Origin of the sequence: Phytopseudomonas daroniae (assembly GCF_004327275.1) — a bacterium.
GTDB lineage: Bacteria > Pseudomonadota > Gammaproteobacteria > Pseudomonadales > Pseudomonadaceae > Aquipseudomonas > Aquipseudomonas daroniae.
This window is the reverse complement of record NZ_QJUJ01000004.1, coordinates 215,887-236,407: the sequence shown is the minus strand read 5'-3', so window position 1 is coordinate 236,407 and position 20,521 is coordinate 215,887. Positions and strand designations below refer to the sequence as shown.

Genomic DNA, 20,521 nt, shown 5'->3' with positions numbered 1-20,521 from the left:
CTGGACTCCTTGGCGAGCAAGGTGAAGCTGATCGTTGTCTGTAGGAGCCGGCTTGCCGGCGATCAGGTCTGAAGAGCGCAGTGCCTATTGGATTGATCGCCGGCAAGCCGGCTCCTACGGTCTTAGTGGCTGGCCGCCGTGGCGCCCATTTCGTTGACCTGCTGGAAGCGGCTGAAACGATCCAGGCCGAACGGCGCGATCAGCTCCGGCACCTTGCCGCCGCTGGCCACCAGCTCGGCCATGGTCTTGCCGCAGATCGGCGTGGCCTTGAAGCCCCAGGTGCCCCAGCCGGCGTCGAGGTAGTAACCCTCGATGGGCGACAGGCCCATGATCGGGCTGTAGTCCGGGGTCATGTCGGTGATCCCGGCCCACTGGCGCATCAGCTTGGCGTTGGCCATGAACGGGAACATCTCGATGGCGTGGGCCAGCAGGCTTTCCTTGAGGTCGAGGGTCGAGCGCGTGTTGTACAGCGGGTAGGGGTCGGAGCCGCCGCCGAACACCAGTTCGCCACGGCTGGTCTGCTGCACGTAGCAGTGCAGGGCCGAGGAGCTCACCAGCGGGTCGAGGAACGGCTTGAACGGCTGGGTGACCATGGCCTGCAGCGGGTAGGTGTGGATCGGCGCGCGGATGCCCAGCTTGTTCAGCAGCAGCGAGCTGGTGCCGGCCACTGCCTGCACCACGCAACCGCAGGCGATGGTGCCGCGGTTGGTCTGCACCGCGCGGATGCGCCCGTTCTCCACGACGAAGTCCTGCACTTCGGTGAGCTGGTGGATTTCCACCCCGCGCTTGGCCGCGCCCTTGGCATAGCCCCAGGCCACGGCGTCGTGGCGGGCGGTGCCGCCGTCGATGTGCCAGAGGCCGGCGAGCACCGGGATATGGCCGGGGTCGAGGTTGAGGCTCGGCACCAGCTCGCGGATCTGCTGGCGATCGATCATCTCGGTGCGCCCGCCGAAGTGCTTGTTCACTTCGGCGCGCTGGCGGAAGGCGCGCACGGTGGCGTCGGTGTGGGCCAGGGTCAGCTGGCCACGGTGCGAGTACATGATGTTGAAGTCGAACTCGTTGGACAGGTTCTCGAACAGCCGCACCGACTCGATGTAGAACTTCACGCCTTCGCTGGTCAGGTAGTTGGAGCGGATCACCGCGGTATTGCGCGCGGTGTTGCCGCCGCCCAGGTAGCCCTTCTCCAGCACCGCGATATTGCTGATGCCGTGGTACTTGGCCAGGTAGTAGGCGGTGGCCAGGCCATGGCCGCCGGCGCCGATGATGACCACGTCGTAGGCGGCTTTCAGCTCCTTCGGCGCGGGCAGGTCGACCTCGACGGGATATTCCGAGGACAGGCCGTACTTGAGCAGGGAGAAAGGCATCAGTGCGCCTCCTGGCTGGCCTGCCCGGTCTGCTGACGGGCGGCGAGGACGGTGTTGTGCATGAGCATGGCGATGGTCATGGGGCCGACCCCGCCGGGCACCGGGGTGATGGCCGAGACCAGCGGCAGCGCGGCGTCGAAATCGACGTCGCCGACCAGACGGCTCCTGCCATTTTCCTCGATGCGGTTGATGCCGACGTCGATCACCACAGCGCCGGGCTTGATCCAGCTGGCATCGATCATTCTCGGCCGGCCGACGGCGGCGACGACGATGTCGGCCTGGGCGCAGAGTTTCTCCGGCTCGACGCTACGCGAATGCAGCACGCTGACGCTGCAGTCGGCGGCCAGCAGCAGCGCCGCCATCGGTTTGCCGACGATGTTCGAGCGGCCGACCACCACGGCGTGCTTGCCGGACAGGTCGCCCAGGGTGTCGTGCAGCAGACGCATGCAGCCCGCCGGGGTGCAGGGCGTCAACACCGGCCGGCCCTGGCTGAGGCCGCCGACGTTCTCGCTGTGGAAGCCATCGACGTCCTTGGCCGGGTCGATGGCCTGCAGTACGCGCACTTCGTCGATGTATTTCGGCAGTGGCAGTTGCACCAGGATGCCGTGCACCGCCGCATCGGCATTCAGCCCGGCCACCACTTCCAGCACCTCGTCGGCACTGGCTGCGGCCGGCAGGCGGTATTCCAGGGAGCGAATACCGACCTCGCCGGCGCGCAGCACCTTGTTGCGCACGTAGACGTGGCTGGCCGGGTCGTCGCCGACCAGCACCACGGCCAGCGCCGGCTCGATGCCCCGGGCCTTGAGCGCGCCGACATCCGCCGCGACTTCGGCAAGCACCCGCGCGGACGTGGCCTTGCCGTCGATCAATGTGCTCATCGGAAGATCACCGTGCGGTCGCCGTTGAGGAAAACGCGGTGCTCGGTGTGGTACTTCACCGCCCGCGACAGCGCGACCGTTTCGGTATCGCGGCCAATGGCGACCAGATCGTCAGGCCTCAGGGCGTGATCCACGCGCTGCACTTCCTGCTCGATGATCGGGCCTTCGTCGAGATCCGAGGTGACGTAGTGGGCGGTGGCGCCGATCAGCTTCACGCCGCGCTCGAACGCCTGGTGGTAGGGCTTGGCACCCTTGAAACCGGGCAGGAAGGAGTGATGGATGTTGATCGCCCGGCCAGCCAGCTGCTTGCACAGGTTGTTGGAAAGAATTTGCATGTAGCGCGCCAGCACCACCAGGTCGGTGCCGGTTTCATCGACGATCTTCATCAGCTCGGCTTCCTGCCCGGTCTTGGTGTCCTTGGTCACCGGCAGGTAGATGAAGCGGATGCCCTCGCGCTCGGCCATGGGGCGCAGGTCGAGGTGGTTGGAGACGATGGCGGTGATCTCCATGTTCAACTCGCCCTTCTGGTGGCGATAGAGCAGGTCGGCCAGGCAATGATCGAACTTGCTGACCATCAGCAGTACGCGCATGGGTTTGCTGGTGCTGTAGAGGCCCCAGGTCATGTCGAAGGCGCTGGCCACCGCGGCAAAGCCTTCCTCGATCTTCGCCAGGTCATCCGTCACGCCGGTGTTGAAGCGGAACACCGCACGCATGAAGAAAGTGCTGCTGACCTCGTCGTCGAACTGCGACATCTCGCTGATATAGCACTGATGCTCGGCAAGAAAGGACGCCACCGCGGCGACGATGCCCGACGTGGCCGGGCAACTGATCTTGATCACGTATTGGTTCTGGGCGTGCTGCATGTCGGATCCTCTGAAAGGTCGGCGGCAGGAAATTCTTCATGGATAAATGCAGGGCTCGCCTATGAATATATTTTCTTGTGGCGAATCTAATTTTCTTGATGGTGATTTTTATAAGCGAACAGGTTGTGCGTGTCCATGCCTGCTAGGAATTTATTTATCTCTACAGGAATTTTTCGGGTATGGCTGCGAACATGATGGCGAGGACGTCGTCGCCTGCCCGCAGCCAGGTTGCGGGTTCGTCTCAAAGGCGAGACGACGGAAGAAGACATGGCGCGACCAGCCAACCCAGCTCTGTTCGATCTGGAGGGGCCGCGCGCAAGCTGGAAGAAGGGGCGTTGAGTGCGAGGTGGACTGTTTAAAGGCGTAAGCGGCCTGTCGGTGACCCGCGTTGAACCATGGATCATGGCCTTCGGCCCCGGATTACGCCTGCGGCTAATCCAGGCTACGTTCTACGGTCTTAAAGGCGCAAACGGCCATTCGTAGGGTGAATCGGGGCGCGCAGCTGACGCTTGCCTACGCGGCCCGATCCGTCCACCAACCTAGCGATCGCAATGGTGGATGAAAAGAGCGTCATCCACCCTACGTCCGCTTACGCCTTATAGCCGCCAAATGAACCCGGCGCTCACTCTTTGCCGTAGTTCATGATCGACAGCAGGCGGATCGGTACCTGGATCAGCTGTTCCGGGCCGTGAGGGACTTCGGCGTCGAAGGTCAGGCTGTCGCCGGCCTGCATGGCATAGAGCTGGTTGCCATGGCGATAGACCAGTTCGCCTTCGAGCAGGTGCAGGAATTCGGTGCCCGGATGGGAGAAGGTGGGAAACTCTTCGCTGGCGTCGTCCATGCTGACCATATAGGCCTCGAAGCTCTTCTTCGGCCCGCGAGTATGGTTCAGCAGGTGATAGGTATGGCCTTTCTCGGTGCCACGGCGCACCACTTCCAGGCCTTCATCGGACTTCACCAGCAGCGCGCCGCTGCCTTGCTGATCGTATTGGCTGAACAGCTTGGACATCGGCATGCCCAGTACATCGCACAGTCGGCTCAGGGTATCGAGGCTGGTGGATACCTGGGCGTTTTCGATCTTGCTGAGCATGCCCTGGCTGATGCCAGCGATGCGCGCGACTTCGGCGATCTTCAGTTCCTGAGCCTGGCGCTGGCGGCGAATCTGCATACCCAGGTATTGCTCGAGTTTCAGGCGGGGCGGGATCTCTGTGGTTTTGCTCATGCACGGCCATTTTCTATTCGTGAATAATAAATTCGCACCGGGAATGATCAGGCTGCTTTGCAATGGTGCACGCCGGGGGTGTGAATTTCCTGCTATGAAAGCATTTTTCCTCTACGGATAGAAGAAAACCCGCACGGCAGCAGGCTTGCGCCCGTTGTGCTCAAGATTGGCAAGTTGATTGCATTCTTGTTGGGAAAGTTAATTTCCCAGTTGGAATAATCATCGAGTCGACAGGAGGCGCATGATGTTGCCAAGTGAAACCCAGCGGGTCATCGAGAAACACGCGATCAAGTACGTGCTCGCTCAGTTCGTGGATATCCATGGTTCGGCCAAGACCAAGTCGGTGCCTGTGTCGGGCCTCGAAGCAGTGGCGGAAGCTGGGGCTGGGTTCGCTGGCTTCGCCATCTGCGGCATGGGCATGGAGCCACACGGCCCGGATTTCATGGCCCGTGGCGACCTGTCGTCACTGACGCCGGTACCCTGGCAGCCGGGCTATGGCCGCGTGGTGTGCATCGGTCATGTGGATGGCAAACCCTGGCCCTACGACAGCCGCTATGTACTGCAACAACAGGTGCAGCGCCTGGCTGATCGCGGCTGGACGCTGAACACCGGGCTGGAGCCGGAATTCAGCCTGTTCAAGCGTGGCGAGAACGGTGCACTGCAACTGGTCGACGTCAGCGACAACCTCGACAAGCCTTGCTACGACTACAAGGGCCTGTCGCGCTCCCGCGAGTTTCTCGAGCGCCTCACCGAGGCGCTGCAGCCGGTCGGGTTCGATATCTATCAGATCGATCACGAGGACGCCAACGGCCAGTTCGAGATCAACTACACCTACAGCGACGCCATGGAGTCGGCGGATCGCTTCACCTTCTTCCGCATGGCCGCCGGCGAGATCGCCAGCGACATGGGCATGGTCTGCTCGTTCATGCCCAAGCCTGATCCGAAGCGCGCCGGCAACGGCATGCATTTCCACCTGTCCATCGCCAGCGCAGAGAACAAGAACCTGTTCCATGACGCCAGCGACCCGAGCGGTATGGGCCTGTCCAAGCTTGCCTACCACTTCGCCGCCGGCCTGCTGGCCCATGGCCCGGCGCTGTGCGCCTTCGCCGCGCCGACGGTGAACTCCTACAAGCGTCTGGTGGTAGGCAATTCCCTGTCGGGTGCCACCTGGGCGCCAGCTTTCATCGCTTTCGGTGCCAACAACCGCTCGGCCATGGTGCGCGTGCCCTATGGCCGCCTGGAGTTCCGCCTGCCGGATGCCGGTTGCAACCCCTATCTGGTCAGCGCCGCGATCATCGCCGCCGGCCTGGACGGCATCGACCGCAAGCTGGAAGTCGACAACGTGTGCAACGAGAACCTCTACACGCTGAGCCTGGAGGAGATCGCTGCACGTGGCATCAAGACCCTGCCGCAGTCGCTCAAGGAAGCCTGCGATGCCCTCGAAGCCGACTCGCTGTTCGCCGAGGTGCTGGGCCCGCAAATCGTCGGTGAGTTCATCAAGCTCAAGCGCATGGAGTGGGTGGAGTACAGCCGCCACGTCTCCGACTGGGAGGTCAAGCGCTACACCGAATTCTTCTAGAGCTGCAAGCCACAAGCTTCAAGCTGCAAGCAAGAACGCTTCGTGGTCTTTCACATTCATTTGTATCAACCCGGTCAGCTTGCAGCTTGCGGCTTTCCGAACGAAGTGAGGCTGCCTTTATGTGTGGAATCGTGGGGCTTTACCTGAAAAATCCGCAGCTGGAATCGCAGCTCGGCAAGCTGTTCGAACCGATGCTCGAAGCCATGACCGACCGCGGCCCGGACAGCGCCGGCTTCGCCATCTATGGCGATGAAGTGGTCGATGGCTGGGTCAAGCTGACCCTGCAGGCGACCAGCGAAGGCTATGACTTCAAGGCACTGGTTGCCGCCTTGCAGGACAAGCTCGACGCCGAACTGGACTGGTTCCAGAACGCCAGCGCCATGGTGTTGAAGATCAAGGCCGAAGAGCCTGTGGTTCGCGCCGCGCTGACCGAACTGGCGCCCAGCGTGCGCATCATGAGCGCCGGGCAGAGCATCGAGATCCTCAAGGGCATGGGCTTGCCCAGGGAAATTTCCGAGCGTTTCGGCCTGGCCTCGATGAAGGGCAGCCACATCATCGGCCACACCCGCATGGCCACCGAAAGTGCGGTGACCATGGAAGGCAGCCACCCGTTCTCCACCGGTGCCGACCTGTGCCTGGTGCATAACGGCTCGCTGTCCAACCACTTTCGCCTGCGTCAGGAACTGCGCCGCGAAGGCATCCATTTCGAAACCGAGAACGACACCGAAGTCGCCGCCGGTTACCTGGCCTGGCGTCTGCAGCAGGGCGATTCCCTGAAACAGGCCCTGGATCATTCACTGGAGGCCCTCGACGGCTTCTTCACCTTCGCCATCGGCACCCGCAACGGCTTCGCGGTGATCCGCGATCCGATCGCCTGCAAGCCGGCGATCCTCGCCGAGACCGATGACTACGTCGCCATGGCGTCGGAATACCAGGCGCTGTCCAGCCTGCCGGGTATCGACAAGGCCAAGGTCTGGGAGCCCGTTCCCGCCACCCTGTACATCTGGGAACGCAAGAAGGAGCACGCAGCATGAAAACCATCGATCTTTCCAGCGCCAGCGTGCGTGACCTCAACCAGGCTCTGCATGACCAGGCCAAGGCCGTCATCGATCGCGAATGGCTGGTGACCCATCCCAACGGCGCCCACAACCTGGCGGTCGGCGTCAACGAAGCCATTTCCATCGATATCCAGGGACATGCCGGCTACTACTGCGCAGGCATGAACCAGAAAGCCTCGGTCACCGTGCACGGCAACGTCGGCGTGGGCTGCGCCGAGAACATGATGAGCGGCTATGTGCGCGTCAAAGGCAGCGCCTCCCAGGCGGCCGGCGCCACGGCTCATGGCGGCCTGCTGGTGATCGAAGGCGACGCCGGCGCGCGTTGCGGCATCTCCATGAAGGGCATCGACATCGTGGTCGGCGGCAGCATCGGCCACATGAGCTGCTTCATGGGTCAGGCGGGCAGGTTGGTGGTCTGTGGGGACGCTGGCGATGCGCTGGGCGACTCGCTGTATGAAACCAGGATCTTCGTCAAAGGCAGCGTCGAGTCGCTGGGTTCCGACTGCATCGAGAAAGAGATGCGCGCCGAACATATCGAAGAGCTGCAGGCGCTGCTCAATCGCGCCGGCTTCAAAGAGAACGCCGCCGATTTCAAACGCTACGGCTCGGCCCGCCAGCTGTACAACTTCAAAGTCGATAACGCCTCCGCGTACTGATCAGGAGCATCATCATGAGTGACCTTTCTACCTCAAAAGCAGTGCCTCCAGTACTGCGCGAGTCGGCCACCTTCGATCGCCTGACCATCCAGGAAATCCAGCGCGCCGCCGAGACCGGTATCTATGACATCCGCGGTGGCGGTACCAAGCGCAAGCTGCCGCACTTCGACGACCTGCTGCTGCTCGGTGCCAGCGTGTCGCGCTACCCGCTGGAAGGCTACCGCGAGAAATGCGGTACCGATGTCGTCCTCGGCAACCGTTTCGCCAAGAAGCCGCTGCACCTGAAGATCCCGGTGACCATCGCCGGCATGAGCTTCGGCGCGCTGTCGGCCAATGCCAAGGAGGCCCTCGGTCGTGGCGCCAGCATCGCCGGCACCAGCACCACCACTGGCGATGGCGGCATGACGCCGGAAGAGCGCGGCCAGTCCCAGCATCTGGTCTATCAGTACCTGCCGTCGCGCTACGGCATGAACCCCGACGACCTGCGCAAGGCGGATGCCATCGAGATCGTCCTTGGCCAGGGCGCCAAGCCGGGCGGCGGTGGCATGCTGCTGGGCATGAAGGTCACCGAGCGCGTCGCCGGCATGCGTACCCTGCCGATCGGCGTGGATCAGCGCAGCGCCTGCCGCCACCCGGACTGGACGGGGCCGGACGATCTGGCGATCAAGATTGCCGAACTGCGCGAAATCACCGACTGGGAAAAACCCATCTACGTGAAGATCGGCGCCAGCCGCCCCTATTACGACGTCAAGCTGGCGGTGAAGGCCGGTGCCGACGTGATCGTCCTTGACGGCATGCAGGGCGGCACTGCAGCGACCCAGGAAGTGTTCATCGAGCACGTCGGTATCCCGATTCTGCCGGCCATTCCGCAGGCCGTGCAGGCGCTGCAGGAAATGGGCATGCACCGCAAGGTTCAGCTGATCGTCTCCGGCGGCATCCGCAACGGTGCCGACGTGGCCAAGGCCATGGCGCTGGGCGCCGATGCCGTGGCCATCGGTACCGCCGCGCTGATCGCCCTGGGCGACAACCACCCACGCCTGGACGAGGAGCTGAAGCAGATCGGTTCCGCTGCCGGCTTCTACGACGACTGGCAGAACGGCCGCGACCCGGCGGGCATCACCACCCAGGATCCGGAGCTGGCCAAGCGCCTCGAACCGGTCGCCGCTGGCCGTCGTCTGGCCAACTACCTGCGCGTGCTGGTACTGGAAGCGCAGACCATGGCCCGCGCCTGCGGCAAGTCGCACCTGCACAACCTCGATCCCGAGGATCTGGTGGCCCTGACCGTCGAATCCGCGGCCATGGCCCGGGTACCGCTGGCCGGCACCAACTGGGTGCCAGGGCAGGGGTACTGATAGCCACCCGTCAGCCGGCTTCTCCCTGTGGGACAGGCCGGCTTTCGGCGCATTGGAAGGGAATTCGAATGACTGCATCCTGGGCCTGGATGACACTGCTCGCCGCCGGCATCTGCGAAGTGATGTACGCCTCCGCCATTCCCCGTACCCAAGGCTTCACGCGGCTTTGGCCGAGCCTTTACTGCATTTTCTTCATCGCGCTCAGCATGTACCTGCTGGTGCTTGCGGCCCGCTACCTGCCCATGGGAACCGCCTACGCCGTGTGGGTCGGTATCGGTGCGGTCGGTACGGCGATCTACGGCATTGTCTATCTCAATGAACCGGCCACCCTGGCGCGGCTCGTTTGCCTGGTGCTGATCATCTGCGGGGTGGCCGGCCTGAAGTTGTTCAGCCCGGTGGGCTGAAACCCACCACAGCCGTAGGATGGGTGAAACCCATCAATTGCCGATGGGTTGCACCTACGCGGCCCGACCCATCCTACGTCCTCTAAAGGGCAAAAGAAGGCAAAAGCAGCCGGTCGGTGACCCGCGTTGAACCATGGATCACGGCCTTCGGCCCCGGATTACGCCTGCGGCTAATCCAGGCTACATTCGTGCCATGGCCTCGTAGGTTGGATCGGGGCGCGTAGCCTAGCGAAGCGTAATCCGACATTTGGCCGGCACATCCGATACAAATTTCGAACGGCCTCTTTCGCCACCTTGCTGCCATAGCAGCGTGTAGGATGGACAACGCTCTTTTGTCCACCATAGGCCATCGTGAGATGGTGGACGGATGAAGCGTCGCGCCCCCAGCTGCATGTTCACGCTGGTGCAACAGATCGTGAGCGCCGCCGGTCGTTACTGTTATGGCTCGCAGGTGTGCCTGCGCCTGTGTCGGTGCGTACGATGCGTGGGTAACGTGGCGAGGGCTGGTGGTTCACGAAGGGCGGGGGCGAGAGAGGGATGACCGGCGGCGGTTGCTGCCGGTCGAAGGGTCACTTCAGTTTGTCGAGTTCTTCGTCCGGCAGCGCGTAGCTGTGCTTCTCGTGAATGATGGTCGCGATCAGGGCATAGAGGCTGACGGCAGCGACCAGAAGGCTGATGAAAACCAGGATGGCGGGCTTGTCGGCGAAGGTGAATACGGCGCTGGCACCTTCATAGGTGGTGATGCTCATGGCGATACTCCTTGGGATGAGCCGGCCGCCCTCGCGGCCGGCTGGGGGTCATTTGGCCGTAGCGGTGGTCAGTGGCGGTTGTGCGGCGTCAGAGCCACCGCCAACGGTGGTGCTTGGCCCGTACATGCTGTTCCACTCCGGATAGGCCTGGGCCGGTACTTCGGTCAGGTCGAGACCGCGTTCTTCGGCATGGGCCGGGACGCGCAGGATGCCGGCTTTCTTGAGTGCGTAGGAAATGCCATAGCCGGGGATGAAGCCCAGCGCCGCCATCACCAGGGCGCCGCCCAGTTGGCCGAAGAAGCTGATTTCCGGCATGCCGTTCACGTTCGGATAACCGGCGAGGAAGATGCCGCTGATCACCAGACCGGCGAAGCCACCGAAGCCGTGCACCGCGAAGGCACCGACGGCGTCGTCCAGCCTGAATTTGAGCAGCATGTTGTTGACCAGCGGCGCCATGGCCGATACGCCCATGCCGATCAGGTAGGCCAGCCCGGGGTGGTAGAGATCCAGGCCGGGCGCGACCGAAATGATGCCGACCAGGCCGCCGGACATCATCCAGTAGGGTTCGCGAGTGGTCAGGTAGGCGCCGATCAGGCCGCCGGCGAAGCCCATCAGGGTGTTGAAGGAGAAGGCGGAGAGGTTGGTTGGCTGACCGTAGATGTTGATCCATTGGGCGCCGGAGTTGTAGATGATGCAGCCGCCGAGGAAGCCGAAGAAGCCGACGATGATCAGCATCAGGCCGACCACGCTCATCGGCATGCTGTGGCCGACGATGGCGTTGGCGCTGCCGTCCGGGTTGAAGCGGCCGATGCGTGCACCGAGATTGATCAGCACGCCAAGGGCGAAGAAGCCGGCGATCATGTGCACCACGCCTGCCGCGCCGACGTCATGGTAGCCCCATTTGACGGTCAGCCAGCCTTCCGGATGCCAGCCCCAGGCGGCGGCCAGCAGCCAGAGAAAGCCGCCGAGCACGATGGTCATGATGATGAATGCGCTCATCCGTGCACGCTCGATGATCGCGCCCGAGAGAATCGATCCGGTGGTGGCGGCGAACAGCGCGAACGCGCCCCAGAAGATGCCGGTGGCGTTGTCCTGGATGTTCGGGCCCATGGCCTGGCTCCACGGCATGCCATCCATCAGGGCGTCCATGCGCGGTACCAGGCCATCGGGGAAGGCGTTGTAGACCGCCCAGCCGAGCAGGAACACGCTGGGTACGATGAAGCCGAACGCGAGGATGTTCTTCACGCCCGCGGCCAGGGCGTTCTTCAGGCGCGAGGCGCCAATTTCATAAGACAGAAAACCTGCGTGGATGCAGATCATCAGTGCGGTACACCACCAATAGAACATTTCCATGTTCAGGGTATTGGTCATTTCGATCAGGGCCTGCAGCTCTTCGAGCGTAGGCGTTTTCTGTTCTTCCATCACTGAATCCTCGAAAGCGGTTTATTGGAATTAAGTGGTGCGCAGGCAGGTCGAGTCGAAGCATGTTTTATGGCCTGCCATCCCTGGCGGCCCCCTTAGGGCCGTCGCAAGCGACGTTAAAAAGGCTTCCAGCCATTTTTATTTCTGATAAACAAAGTTTCTTATTGGGAAAGCAATGAATGTGCCAGGGCTAAAGGGCTCTAGCCCTTGCTGTCTATGGCGTTGACGGGTTTGCAGTGCCCTTTTTTTGTTCACCTTCAGTGGCCAGCGCCTGAAGTTGGTTCGCCCGAGCGTTCCTTCTGCAACATGCCCTGGATCTGCTGCACCGAGTCCTGGGTGCGCCGCGCCAGATTGCGCACCTCATCGGCGACCACGGCGAAGCCACGGCCCTGATCGCCGGCACGGGCGGCTTCGATGGCGGCGTTGAGCGCCAGCAGGTTGGTTTGTTCGGCGATGCTGCGAATCCCCCCGGCGACCTGGGCGATCTGTGCGTAGGTGGCCTGGATGTTGGCCTGCTCGCGCTGGTGCAGCGTGGCGGCGGTCTTTTCGTCGCTGATCTCGCGTACGGCGCCGGTGACGTAGAGCAGGCGGCCCTGGCCGTCACGCAGGCAGCGGCCGCGTTCGCGGAACCACACCTCGCCACGGGTCTTGTGGCGCATGCGGTATTCGACGGCATAGAAACCGTCGCCGCCGGTGTCGACCATCGAGGCATTGAAGGTCTGCATGACCTGTTTCAGGTCGTCGGCGTTGACCACCTTGAAGTAGCTGTCCCAGCCATCGGGAAATTCCTCGGCGTTGTAGCCGATCAGCTCGCGGAATTGCTCGGACCAGCGAATCAGGTTCTGCGGGTGATCGGGGTCACCGCCCACTACGTTCATCGCCCAGCTGCCTTCGGTGAGGGTGCGCCTGGTCAGTTCCCAGACCTGGCGCTCCTCGTCCCACTGGGCGCGTTCGGCCTCCAGGTCGTGCAGGCGTCGCTGGCTGTCGTCGCGTTCGTGGATGAGCCCACCGATCTGCGCTTGGGCCTCGGCGAGGTCTCCCTTGAGCGCGGCGTACTCCTCGGCACTGCATGGCGGCGGCGCCTGGCATTCGGCCTGCTGGCGGATGCGCTGCAACTCGTCCCAGTCGCGCTGCAGCCGCTGCAGGCTGCTGAACAACCGGGCGTCACGCTGCAGATGAGGTTGTACGGAGCCAGCGCTGGGCTGGCCGTCGAACAGGCGGTTGAGCCACTGGCTGAGTTCATCGGTCAGGTTTCGCGACGCATTGCTGAACCACATTGGTTCATCCTCCTTGAGATCGAATGGCCATCACCAAGCAATTCTCTTTCCACAACACGGGCTGGTTACGCCCGCACCCTGCTCTTGTCCGGGTCGTAGGCGACGGTGCCGGCGCCGACCCGCGCACGGATGCGCTTCTGCTGGCCGTCGAGCTTGCCGATCTCGACCTCGGTGCCGGGCGCGCAGTAGCCCACGTCCAGCCGACACAGGGCGATGTTGTGGCCCAGTACCGGCGAGCGGGTGGCACTGGTGATCACCCCGATCTGGGCACGGCCGCTGCGTACGCAGTCGCCATGGGCAGCGGTTTCGTTGCCCTCCAACTGCAGGCCGACCAGCTTGTGACGGGGTGCTGCGCTGCGCCTTGACAGGGCATCGCGGCCGATGAAGTCCGCGGCCTTGCTCTTGAGTGGTACACAGAAGCCGATGCCGGCCTCGAACGGATCCGTCTGGTCGTCGAATTCGTAGCCGGCGAATATCAGCCCGGCTTCGATACGCAGCATGTCCAGCGCATCGAGGCCCAGTGGCACCAGGCCCAGCGGCTCGCCGAGCTGCCAAAGGCGCTGCCAGACCTGCAGCGCATCGTCCGGGTGGCACCAGACTTCATAGCCCAGCTCGCCGGTGTAGCCGGTGCGCGAAACCATCAGTGGTGGGCCGTTGTAGTCATCCAGGCGGCCGACCAGAAAACGGAACCAACCCAGTTCCTCCAGCTTCGGCTGGGTGCCCGGCGTCCAGATCATCTGCGCGAGCAGTTGGCGGCTCAGGGGACCCTGCACGGCGACGTTGTGGATCTGCTCGGAGGCGCTCTTTATCCACACCTTCATGCCCAGCTTTTCGGCCTGCTCGCGCAGCCAGATACCGGCGTAATCCTCGCCGCCGATCCAGCGGAACGCATCGGCGCCGAGACGCAGCAGGGTGCCATCGTCGAGCATGCCGCCGTGCTCGAAGCACATCGCCGAATAGACCACCTGGCCGATGGCAAGCTTGCGCACGTCGCGGGTCAGGCAGTAGTCGAGCAGCGCTTCGGCGTCGGGGCCGAGCACCTCGAATTTGCGCAGCGCGGAGAGATCCATCACCGCCACGCGTTCGCGGCAGCCGTGGTATTCCTCGGTGGCGCCGTAGCCGTCGAAGCGGGTCGGCGTCCAGAAGCCGCGGTAGTCGACGAACTGGCGGGTGAGGGCCGAGGTACCGGCGTGAAAGCCGCTCTCGCGGGTCAGCACCGGGTCGGCATCAGCTGTTTTTCGAGTGGCCATGGCGAGACTGAAACGCTCCTTCTCGGAATACACGCGGATGTGGATATCGGTGGGCTGCCAGCCGTTGGCCGGGTCGATGTCGTCCGGGCAGGAACTGCTGGCGCAGACCAGATCGGTCATCGCCTTGAGCAGCACGTAGTCGCCGGGGCGCGACCAGGGCTCGTCCAGGGTCAGGTGCTGGTGCGCGTCGATAGCGGTGTTGTAGAAGAAATTGATCGCTGGCCAGCCGGCGCGCGGACGCACGCCGTGAGTGGCCATGGCGCGGCTGATGTTGTCGCTGCAGTTGGCGTGGCCGAAATAGCCATGCGCCTCGTAGTAGCGCGCGGCGCAGGCCAGGGCAAAGGTGTCGTGGCGGCCGACGGTGTCGCGCACCACCTCCAGCATCGGCTGCATGTTGCGGTCGTAGAAGCGGCTGAACAGGCCCGGCCCCGGATAGGCGCTGCCATTCAGGGTGCGGGTCACGGTGGGGTCGAGATCGGTCTCGCGCCCGGCATCCAGGCCGGCCCGGTCGAAGGCGACGAAATCCGAACACTGGCGCCCGGCGACGTCGATCACCTGGATGAACTGCCCGGCGCCGACCAGATAGTCGCGTGCGCTGCCGGGATGGATGGTGAATTCGTCGATCACCTCGCCCAGCGGCGCGGGCAGCGGCGGCAGCCAGAGCCTGCACGGATTGGCGCGGTGGATCAGCACTCGCAGTTCGCTGGCGCGTTGCTGGCTGTCCACCGCCGTACGCCCGCCGGGGGCGGCGACGATCACGCACAGCGCAGCGCTGGCGACCAGCTCGCGGCTGAAGCCCGCCGGTGTGGCCGCGGGCCAGAGTCGGGCGGCGGCCGGCAGGTGGCGGCAATCCACGCCACGCCGGGCGAGCCCCATGGTGACGTGGATCGATTCGCGGCTGCCGTCGTGCAGCAGGCGGGCGATGGCGTCGGCACCGCTGACGGCTGCCAGCCCCAGTGCGGCCAGCGCTTCGCGCCCGTCCTCGGCGAAGGCCAGCAGCTCGGCAGGCTGGTCGCCCTCGAGGTCGATCACCTCCAGACGATCACCCGCCTCCAGCGCGAGCACCGTCAGGCCGCCGGGGGCCACGCGGTGGCGTTCCCGATCCGCTGCGCGGGCGAACAGCGCCGGCTCCAGCGGGCGGCTTGTCACAGGCAGATTCATGGCGGCAGCCTCAGCTGGCGGACTTCAAACGGTCGGCGGGCGCGTCGGCCAGGTAGGCACTCAGCGAGTCATCCAGCGCTTCCAGCCAGGGCGTGTGGTGCGGCGTGGCCAGCGTGCCGGTGATCAGCGAGCGATAGCACTTGTCGCGGTAGCCCATGATGTTGTCGTACTTGTCCTTCTTCCATTGCAGGAAGGTGGCGTTGACCTCGGCGATATCGAAGCTCGGGTAGTCGGTTGCGGCGATCAGCTGGCGGATGTATTCGCCCTGGAACTCGAACATCTGCTGGGCGGTTTCCAGCGTTTCCTCTTCCTGGCGCCAGGCCAGGTCTTCGGCGTGCATGCGCTCGGGGTCGGGCAGGGCGATGCGCCCGAGAATCACGTCGCGGGCGTACCAGGCCTGGGCGTCGAACATGTTGAAGCTGTACCACTGATCCTGCATGCCGAGGTAGATCAGCCGTGGGTTCTGCTCCCAGAAAATTCCCTTGTAGAGGTTAAGCGGCCATAGGCGGTTGCCGGTTTTCAGGCGCAGCGCTTCCGGCAGGAAGGGGAAGTGATGCTTGTAGCCGGTGCACAGGATGATGGCGTCGATGTGCTTGCTGCTACCGTCGACGAAGAACGCCGTGCTGCCCTGCACGTGGCTGAGCAATGGTCGTTCCTCCCAGTTGGCCGGCCATTTGTAGCCCATCGGCGCACTGCGGTAGCAACTGGTGATGGAGCGGGCGCCGTACTTGTAGCACTGCGAACCGATGTCTTCGGCTGAATAGCTGGCGCCGACGATGAGCACGTCCTTGCCCTTGAATTCCAGGGCATCGCGAAAATCGTGGGCGTGCAGCACGCGCCCGGCGAAGCGCTCGAAACCGGGGAAGTCGGGTACGTTGGGCGTGGAAAAGTGGCCGCTGGCGACCACTACGTAGCTGAAGGTTTCGCTGTAGGTGCGGTCGTTCAGGTGATCGTGGGCGGTCACCGTGAATAGCTCGCTGGCGGCATCGAAGGTGACGCCGCGCACGGCCGTATCGAAGCGGATGTAAGGGCGTACGCCGGCTTTCTCGACGCGGCCCTTGATGTAGTCCCAGAGCACTTCACGCGGTGGATACGAGCCCATGGGCCGGCCGAAGTGCTCGTCGAAACTGTAGTCGGCGAACTCCAGGCATTCCTTCGGCCCGTTCGACCAGAGATAGCGGTACATGCTGCCGTGCACCGGCTCGCCATGCTCGTCCAGGCCGGTGCGCCAGGTGTAATTCCACATGCCGCCCCAGTCGGCCTGCTTCTCGAAGCAGACCAGCTCGGGAATATCCGCGCCATCGGCCTGGGCCGACTGGAAGGCACGCAACTGGGCCAGGCCGCATGGGCCGGCGCCGATGATGGCGACTCGTTGTTTCATGCTGGGTTCTCCTGTTGGCGTGACGGTTAGCCTGCGGTGTGGTGGTTATAGCGGCTATCCGTAGGGTGGACGACGCTTCACCTACGCGGCCCGACCCGTCCACCGCCCCACCCTCGCAATGGTGGACAAAAAGAGCGTTGTCCACCCTACGACTCCTCATGGTTGGATGGACGTGGAGCGTTCCGAGCTGTGTTCCCAAGCTTGCGGCTGCCTTCAGCCCTTGGCCGTGCGTTTCTTCTTCTCGGGGTCGTCGAATGGCAGGGTGTGGGCGATGGCGTTCACCTGCAGGCTGCCGCGCACCTGCAGCGGCACGCCCTGCTCGGCAATTCCTGGTTCGACGCGGGCGATGGCCATGGAGCGTTCGCTCAGGCGCGAGTACATGGCGCAGGTGATCAGGCCGACCTGACGGCCTTCATTCCAGAGGGTGTCGCCGCCCTCGGCGGCGACATGGCCATCGAGCAGAACGCCGAAGATCCTGAAGCGCTCCTTACCCTGGCGCCGGTAGTGCTCGCCGGCACCCCGGAAGTCGCGTTTGCCGGGCGATACGGTGAAGTCCAGGCCCAGCTCCCACAGGGTGTCGCCGGCTTTCTGGTCGGCGAAGGGGTACATCTGCGAGTTGTCGTAGGGGAAGAACAGCAGGTAGCTCTCCACCCGCAGCCAGTCGAGTGCGGTAAAGGCGCAGGGGATGATGCCGCGGCCCTGGCCCTTGTCCAGAATGCCGTCCCAGATCAGTGGCGCATCGGCGGCCTTGCAGAAGATCTCGTAGCCGCGCTCGCCGGTGTAGCCGGTGCGCGAGATCATCACCGGGCGGTCGAACAGCCGGGTCTGCAGGTGGTGGAAGTAGGGCAGCTCGCGGATGCCCGGCACGTGCTCGGCGAGAAAGTCCACGGCTGCCGGGCCTTGCAGGGAAAGGTCATGCAGGTCGTCGTCGAACAGTACCGCCACCTGGCGGCCCTGGGCCGAGCGGATCAGCATCTCGTAGCCGCTGCCGGCGCCGTGCACCACCATGAAGGCGTTGGGGCCGGTGCGGTAGATGATGCAGTCGTCGATGAAGGTGCCGTCTTCGTCGAGCAGGCAGGCGTACACCGACTTGCCGGGATAGAGCTTGGCCATGTCGCGGGTGGTGGCGTAGTCGAGCAGGCTTTCGGCGTGGGGGCCGACGTAGTGCACCTTCTTCAGGCCGGAGACGTCCATCAGCCCGGCGCGGGTGCGGATCGCTTCGTGATGGTCGGCCAGGTCGCTGGCATAGGTCCAGGCGGTGCCCATGCCGTTCCAGTCTTCCAGGTTCGAACCAAGTGCCAGGTGGCGTTCGCGCAGGGCGCTGATGCGCCATGAGTTGGCCATGGGAAAATCCTCGTGTGGTGATCGGGTCAGGCTTCGGAATCGAACTGGCGCAGCCAGTCCACCAGGGTCTGGCGGTAGCGGGTCATGCCCTTGTAGTCGGCGATGGCATCCGGCAGGTCGCGGATGACGCGGTGCAGCCGCCGCGCCCAGGCCGGGTTGCTGACCAGTTCGTCCATGCTGATCAGGTAGGTGCGGATGCTGAACAGCACGGCGTTGGAGCGCGGCAGGCGCGCCATGAATTGCAGTTCCACGCGCAGGTGCACCAGGCGGCCGACGTTGTCCGGGGTGACCGAGCCGCGGTCGCTGCCCCATTCGTGGAAGGTTTCCGGCGAGGTGTCCAGGCGCGGGTTGATGGTCAGTGTCCAGTTCAGCCGACGCACCGGGTGGCCGACCTGGATGTTCAGCAGAAACTTCAGCGCGCGTTCGAAGATGCCCATCTGGTTGGCCATCGGTACTGGCGAATGCCACTGCTTGAAGCTCATGCCGGCGTCGAAGCGCAGCGACCAGTCCGCCGGGCAGGTGACCATGCCGGCATCCATGAACAGGTCGCCGTCGCGCTGGTCGAGCACCGCGAAATCGCCCTGCATCTGCCGGGTGATGTACTCCAGCGGCTCGCACGGCAGGCTGTCGGCAGCGCCGAAGGTGAAGTGCTGATCGATGCCCATGGCCAGGTTCTGCCAGCGCCAGGCCGTGCCGTTGCGTTCAAGCTGGAAGTGCTGCGGGTAGTCGCCCGCCAGGTGCTCCATCAGCATCTCCAGCAGATCCCAGGCGGCCTGGGCCATGTGCGGCATCACCAGGCAGCGCTCGGGGTCGCGCTCCAGCACGCGGGCGCGCTCGGCCATCTCCGACAGGTAATGCTCGTCGACATCGAAGCAGTGCTCGAACACCGAACCCGGATCGCGGGACACCGCGGGCTCGATGTTCACCGAGTACATGTAGCCGTCTTCCGGGAACGGAAAGGGAAACCGGGCGATGGCGGCCGGGCTGTTACGGAAGCTGAAGTCGTCCCGGTAGGTTTCTGCCGGTTTGAAGATCAGGGTCATGGCACGTCTCCGGTATCAGATATCGAGCAGGATCGGGCTGCCGCAGCCGCGCGAGACGCAGGGCATCAGGCTGCTGGCGCGTTCGGCGCTGGCGAGAAACAGGTCGCGGTGCTCCACGTCGCCTTTCAGATAGGGCGTCCGACACTGGCCGCAGACTCCGCCGCGGCACAGGTTGGGTAGCTCCACGCCGGCGGCTTCCAGGGCTTCCAGCAGGCTCTGCTCGGCGCCGACTTCCACCTGGCGACCACTGCGCGCCAGCTCCACACGGAAGGGCACACCCGGTTCCGGCGCGGCGAAGGCCTCCCAGTGCACCCGCGCCGCTGGCCAGCCGAGGGCCAGGCTCTGCTCGCGCAGGGCATCGAGCAGCGATCGCGGGCCGCAGGCGTAGATGTGAGTGCCGAGTGGGCGATGGCTCAGCAACTGCCCCAGATCGAGACGTCGGCTGCTGCTCTCGTAGACATGCAGCCGCTCGCCCAGCCGTTCGCGCAAGGTCTCGACGTAGGCATCGTTGACCCCGGCGCGGTAGGCGTAATGCAGCTCGAAGGCGTCGCCGCGGCGCAGCAGCTCGGCGCAATAGGCGAGGAACGGGGTGATGCCGATGCCGGCGGCGATCAGCACGTGCAGGCGTGCCGTGCTGTGCAGCGGGAAGAGGTTGGCCGGCGGCGAGATCCGCAACCGATCGCCAGCCTGCAACTGTTCGTGCACGTAGCGCGAGCCGCCCCGTGAGTGTGGCTGCTGGCGCACCGCGATGCGGTAGTGACGGGTCTCGCCCGGGTCGCTGAGCAGTGAGTAGGCGTTGCGCTTGCCGTTGGGCAGGTGCAGCTGCACATGGCTGCCGGCGGAGAAAGCCGGCAGCGTGCCGTTCACTGGTTCAAGCAATAGTTCGCGGATTACCGGGGTGATCAGCCGGGTTTCGCTGACCCGTACGTCGAAGGCATTCATGGCCGGGCCTGCGCATAGGGCTGGTCGGCATCCGCACAGACGCCGAGGTAGGCGCCCAGGCGCTCGGAGAAATGTTGGCGCACTTCCAGCACCACGCCGCAGTGGCGGCAGGGCTGCAGATCGGCGCAGGTGCCCGCTTGCAGGCTGGCGCAATGCACGCAGAACAGCATGCGCCGGCCGGTTTCGCTGCACTGCAGGGTGATCTCGTCGGCCAGCAGCCCGGCTTTTCGTGCGACACCGCGTAGCGACCAGATGAAGGCCTCGTCGCCATGCAGTTCGAGGTGCAGGCCGACCTGGGCTTCACTCAGCAGTGTGCCCAGCGCCCGGCACAGTTCAGCTTCGTCGGCGTACTGCGGCAGTGCCAGGTGGCAGAGCTCGGCGGCGTCGACGCGGGTCAGCAATTCGGCATGCCGTTGCTGGCCGGCGTCCTGAGTGACCAGTACCTGACGGGCCACCCGCTGGACAGGATTGCCGCTGGGGTATCGCGGCACGCTGAAGGGATGCTGCTCGGCTGTGCGGGTCATGGCGATCCTTGTACGGACGAGGGCATGCTTGCCCTGGATTGAAGCGATCAGG

General features: G+C 64.2%; 18 protein-coding genes. 5 read left to right on the top strand and 13 right to left on the bottom strand.

Features of this window, described 5'->3' with window-relative positions; genetic code table 11:
• Positions 1-122: 122 nt before the first annotated feature.
• The 4 genes from DNK10_RS11930 to DNK10_RS11915 form a co-directional block, all read right to left on the bottom strand.
• Entirely contained in the window at positions 123-1,364 is a 1,242-nt protein-coding gene (locus DNK10_RS11930) for an FAD-dependent oxidoreductase (RefSeq protein WP_131191700.1), read from the bottom strand.
• On the bottom strand, positions 1,364-2,242 hold the full coding sequence (folD, locus tag DNK10_RS11925) for a bifunctional methylenetetrahydrofolate dehydrogenase/methenyltetrahydrofolate cyclohydrolase FolD (protein ID WP_131191699.1): 879 nt from the start codon (positions 2,240-2,242) through the stop codon (positions 1,364-1,366). The genes DNK10_RS11930 and folD overlap by 1 nt, the downstream gene beginning before the upstream one ends.
• Complete coding sequence (gene purU / locus DNK10_RS11920; protein WP_131181978.1) at positions 2,239-3,105, bottom strand: formyltetrahydrofolate deformylase; 867 nt, start codon at positions 3,103-3,105, stop codon at positions 2,239-2,241. Before purU ends, folD begins: the two co-directional genes overlap by 4 nt.
• A 622-nt stretch (positions 3,106-3,727) precedes the next feature.
• The gene (locus DNK10_RS11915) at positions 3,728-4,327 is read right to left on the bottom strand and encodes a helix-turn-helix domain-containing protein (RefSeq protein WP_131181970.1); all 600 of its coding nucleotides are present in this window, start codon (positions 4,325-4,327) and stop codon (positions 3,728-3,730) included.
• A 244-nt stretch (positions 4,328-4,571) separates the two neighbouring features.
• Here DNK10_RS11915 and glnT point away from each other — a divergent pair, with 244 nt between their 5' ends.
• The 5 genes from glnT (at position 4,572) to DNK10_RS11890 (ending at position 9,376) form a co-directional block, all read left to right on the top strand.
• The gene (gene glnT, locus DNK10_RS11910; protein ID WP_131191698.1) at positions 4,572-5,906 is read left to right on the top strand and encodes a type III glutamate--ammonia ligase; all 1,335 of its coding nucleotides are present in this window, start codon (positions 4,572-4,574) and stop codon (positions 5,904-5,906) included.
• A 119-nt stretch (positions 5,907-6,025) separates the two neighbouring features.
• Positions 6,026-6,940 carry a class II glutamine amidotransferase gene (locus DNK10_RS11905; RefSeq protein ID WP_131191697.1) on the top strand — a complete coding sequence of 305 codons (915 nt, stop codon included), beginning with the start codon at positions 6,026-6,028 and terminating at the stop codon, positions 6,938-6,940.
• The gene (locus DNK10_RS11900) at positions 6,937-7,620 is read left to right on the top strand and encodes a GltB/FmdC/FwdC-like GXGXG domain-containing protein (RefSeq protein WP_131181967.1); all 684 of its coding nucleotides are present in this window, start codon (positions 6,937-6,939) and stop codon (positions 7,618-7,620) included. The genes DNK10_RS11905 and DNK10_RS11900 overlap by 4 nt, the downstream gene beginning before the upstream one ends.
• A gap of 14 nt (positions 7,621-7,634) precedes the next feature.
• Positions 7,635-8,972, top strand: a complete 1,338-nt coding sequence (locus DNK10_RS11895; RefSeq protein WP_131191696.1) for an FMN-binding glutamate synthase family protein — start codon at positions 7,635-7,637, stop codon at positions 8,970-8,972.
• Positions 8,973-9,040: 68 nt separating this feature from the next.
• Complete coding sequence (locus tag DNK10_RS11890; protein ID WP_131181965.1) at positions 9,041-9,376, top strand: DMT family transporter; 336 nt, start codon at positions 9,041-9,043, stop codon at positions 9,374-9,376.
• Between the two features lie 569 nt (positions 9,377-9,945).
• On the opposite strand, the gene DNK10_RS11885 is transcribed toward DNK10_RS11890, so the two are convergent.
• The 9 genes from DNK10_RS11885 to DNK10_RS11845 form a co-directional block, all read right to left on the bottom strand.
• Complete coding sequence (locus DNK10_RS11885; RefSeq protein ID WP_131181964.1) at positions 9,946-10,125, bottom strand: hypothetical protein; 180 nt, start codon at positions 10,123-10,125, stop codon at positions 9,946-9,948.
• 48 nt (positions 10,126-10,173) lie between these two features.
• A complete protein-coding gene (locus DNK10_RS11880; protein ID WP_131181963.1) occupies positions 10,174-11,547 on the bottom strand; it encodes an ammonium transporter in 1,374 nt (457 codons plus the stop codon).
• A gap of 257 nt (positions 11,548-11,804) precedes the next feature.
• Positions 11,805-12,824 carry a methyl-accepting chemotaxis protein gene (locus tag DNK10_RS26310; protein ID WP_131191695.1) on the bottom strand — a complete coding sequence of 340 codons (1,020 nt, stop codon included), beginning with the start codon at positions 12,822-12,824 and terminating at the stop codon, positions 11,805-11,807.
• A gap of 65 nt (positions 12,825-12,889) precedes the next feature.
• Positions 12,890-15,235 carry a trimethylamine N-oxide demethylase gene (locus DNK10_RS11870; RefSeq protein WP_131191694.1) on the bottom strand — a complete coding sequence of 782 codons (2,346 nt, stop codon included), beginning with the start codon at positions 15,233-15,235 and terminating at the stop codon, positions 12,890-12,892.
• Positions 15,236-15,245: 10 nt separating this feature from the next.
• Positions 15,246-16,616 carry a flavin-containing monooxygenase gene (locus DNK10_RS11865; protein ID WP_131191693.1) on the bottom strand — a complete coding sequence of 457 codons (1,371 nt, stop codon included), beginning with the start codon at positions 16,614-16,616 and terminating at the stop codon, positions 15,246-15,248.
• 213 nt (positions 16,617-16,829) lie between these two features.
• On the bottom strand, positions 16,830-17,960 hold the full coding sequence (locus tag DNK10_RS11860) for an aminomethyl transferase family protein (RefSeq protein WP_131191692.1): 1,131 nt from the start codon (positions 17,958-17,960) through the stop codon (positions 16,830-16,832).
• 26 nt (positions 17,961-17,986) lie between these two features.
• Positions 17,987-19,003, bottom strand: coding sequence for a heme-dependent oxidative N-demethylase family protein (locus DNK10_RS11855; protein WP_131191691.1), 1,017 nt, complete (start codon positions 19,001-19,003; stop codon positions 17,987-17,989).
• A gap of 15 nt (positions 19,004-19,018) precedes the next feature.
• Entirely contained in the window at positions 19,019-19,945 is a 927-nt protein-coding gene (locus DNK10_RS11850) for a PDR/VanB family oxidoreductase (RefSeq protein ID WP_131191690.1), read from the bottom strand.
• The gene (locus DNK10_RS11845; protein WP_131191689.1) at positions 19,942-20,469 is read right to left on the bottom strand and encodes a dimethylamine monooxygenase subunit DmmA family protein; all 528 of its coding nucleotides are present in this window, start codon (positions 20,467-20,469) and stop codon (positions 19,942-19,944) included. The genes DNK10_RS11850 and DNK10_RS11845 overlap by 4 nt, the downstream gene beginning before the upstream one ends.
• Between the last annotated feature and the right edge of the window lie 52 nt (positions 20,470-20,521).

Bases quoted from the DNA above. Each gene is read 5' to 3' on its own strand.
- DNK10_RS11860 (WP_131191692.1), bottom strand. From the start codon at position 17,960: ATGGCCAACTCATGGCGCATCAGCGCCCTGCGCGAACGCCACCTGGCA.
- DNK10_RS11850 (WP_131191690.1), bottom strand. From the start codon at position 19,945: ATGAATGCCTTCGACGTACGGGTCAGCGAAACCCGGCTGATCACCCCG.
- DNK10_RS11895 (WP_131191696.1), top strand. From the start codon at position 7,635: ATGAGTGACCTTTCTACCTCAAAAGCAGTGCCTCCAGTACTGCGCGAG.
- DNK10_RS26310 (WP_131191695.1), bottom strand. From the start codon at position 12,824: ATGTGGTTCAGCAATGCGTCGCGAAACCTGACCGATGAACTCAGCCAG.
- DNK10_RS11845 (WP_131191689.1), bottom strand. From the start codon at position 20,469: ATGACCCGCACAGCCGAGCAGCATCCCTTCAGCGTGCCGCGATACCCC.
- DNK10_RS11870 (WP_131191694.1), bottom strand. From the start codon at position 15,235: ATGAATCTGCCTGTGACAAGCCGCCCGCTGGAGCCGGCGCTGTTCGCC.
- DNK10_RS11905 (WP_131191697.1), top strand. From the start codon at position 6,026: ATGTGTGGAATCGTGGGGCTTTACCTGAAAAATCCGCAGCTGGAATCG.
- purU (WP_131181978.1), bottom strand. From the start codon at position 3,105: ATGCAGCACGCCCAGAACCAATACGTGATCAAGATCAGTTGCCCGGCC.
- DNK10_RS11855 (WP_131191691.1), bottom strand. From the start codon at position 19,003: ATGACCCTGATCTTCAAACCGGCAGAAACCTACCGGGACGACTTCAGC.
- DNK10_RS11890 (WP_131181965.1), top strand. From the start codon at position 9,041: ATGACTGCATCCTGGGCCTGGATGACACTGCTCGCCGCCGGCATCTGC.
- DNK10_RS11930 (WP_131191700.1), bottom strand. From the start codon at position 1,364: ATGCCTTTCTCCCTGCTCAAGTACGGCCTGTCCTCGGAATATCCCGTC.
- DNK10_RS11915 (WP_131181970.1), bottom strand. From the start codon at position 4,327: ATGAGCAAAACCACAGAGATCCCGCCCCGCCTGAAACTCGAGCAATAC.
- DNK10_RS11880 (WP_131181963.1), bottom strand. From the start codon at position 11,547: ATGGAAGAACAGAAAACGCCTACGCTCGAAGAGCTGCAGGCCCTGATC.
- DNK10_RS11865 (WP_131191693.1), bottom strand. From the start codon at position 16,616: ATGAAACAACGAGTCGCCATCATCGGCGCCGGCCCATGCGGCCTGGCC.
- folD (WP_131191699.1), bottom strand. From the start codon at position 2,242: ATGAGCACATTGATCGACGGCAAGGCCACGTCCGCGCGGGTGCTTGCC.
- glnT (WP_131191698.1), top strand. From the start codon at position 4,572: ATGTTGCCAAGTGAAACCCAGCGGGTCATCGAGAAACACGCGATCAAG.
- DNK10_RS11900 (WP_131181967.1), top strand. From the start codon at position 6,937: ATGAAAACCATCGATCTTTCCAGCGCCAGCGTGCGTGACCTCAACCAG.
- DNK10_RS11885 (WP_131181964.1), bottom strand. From the start codon at position 10,125: ATGAGCATCACCACCTATGAAGGTGCCAGCGCCGTATTCACCTTCGCC.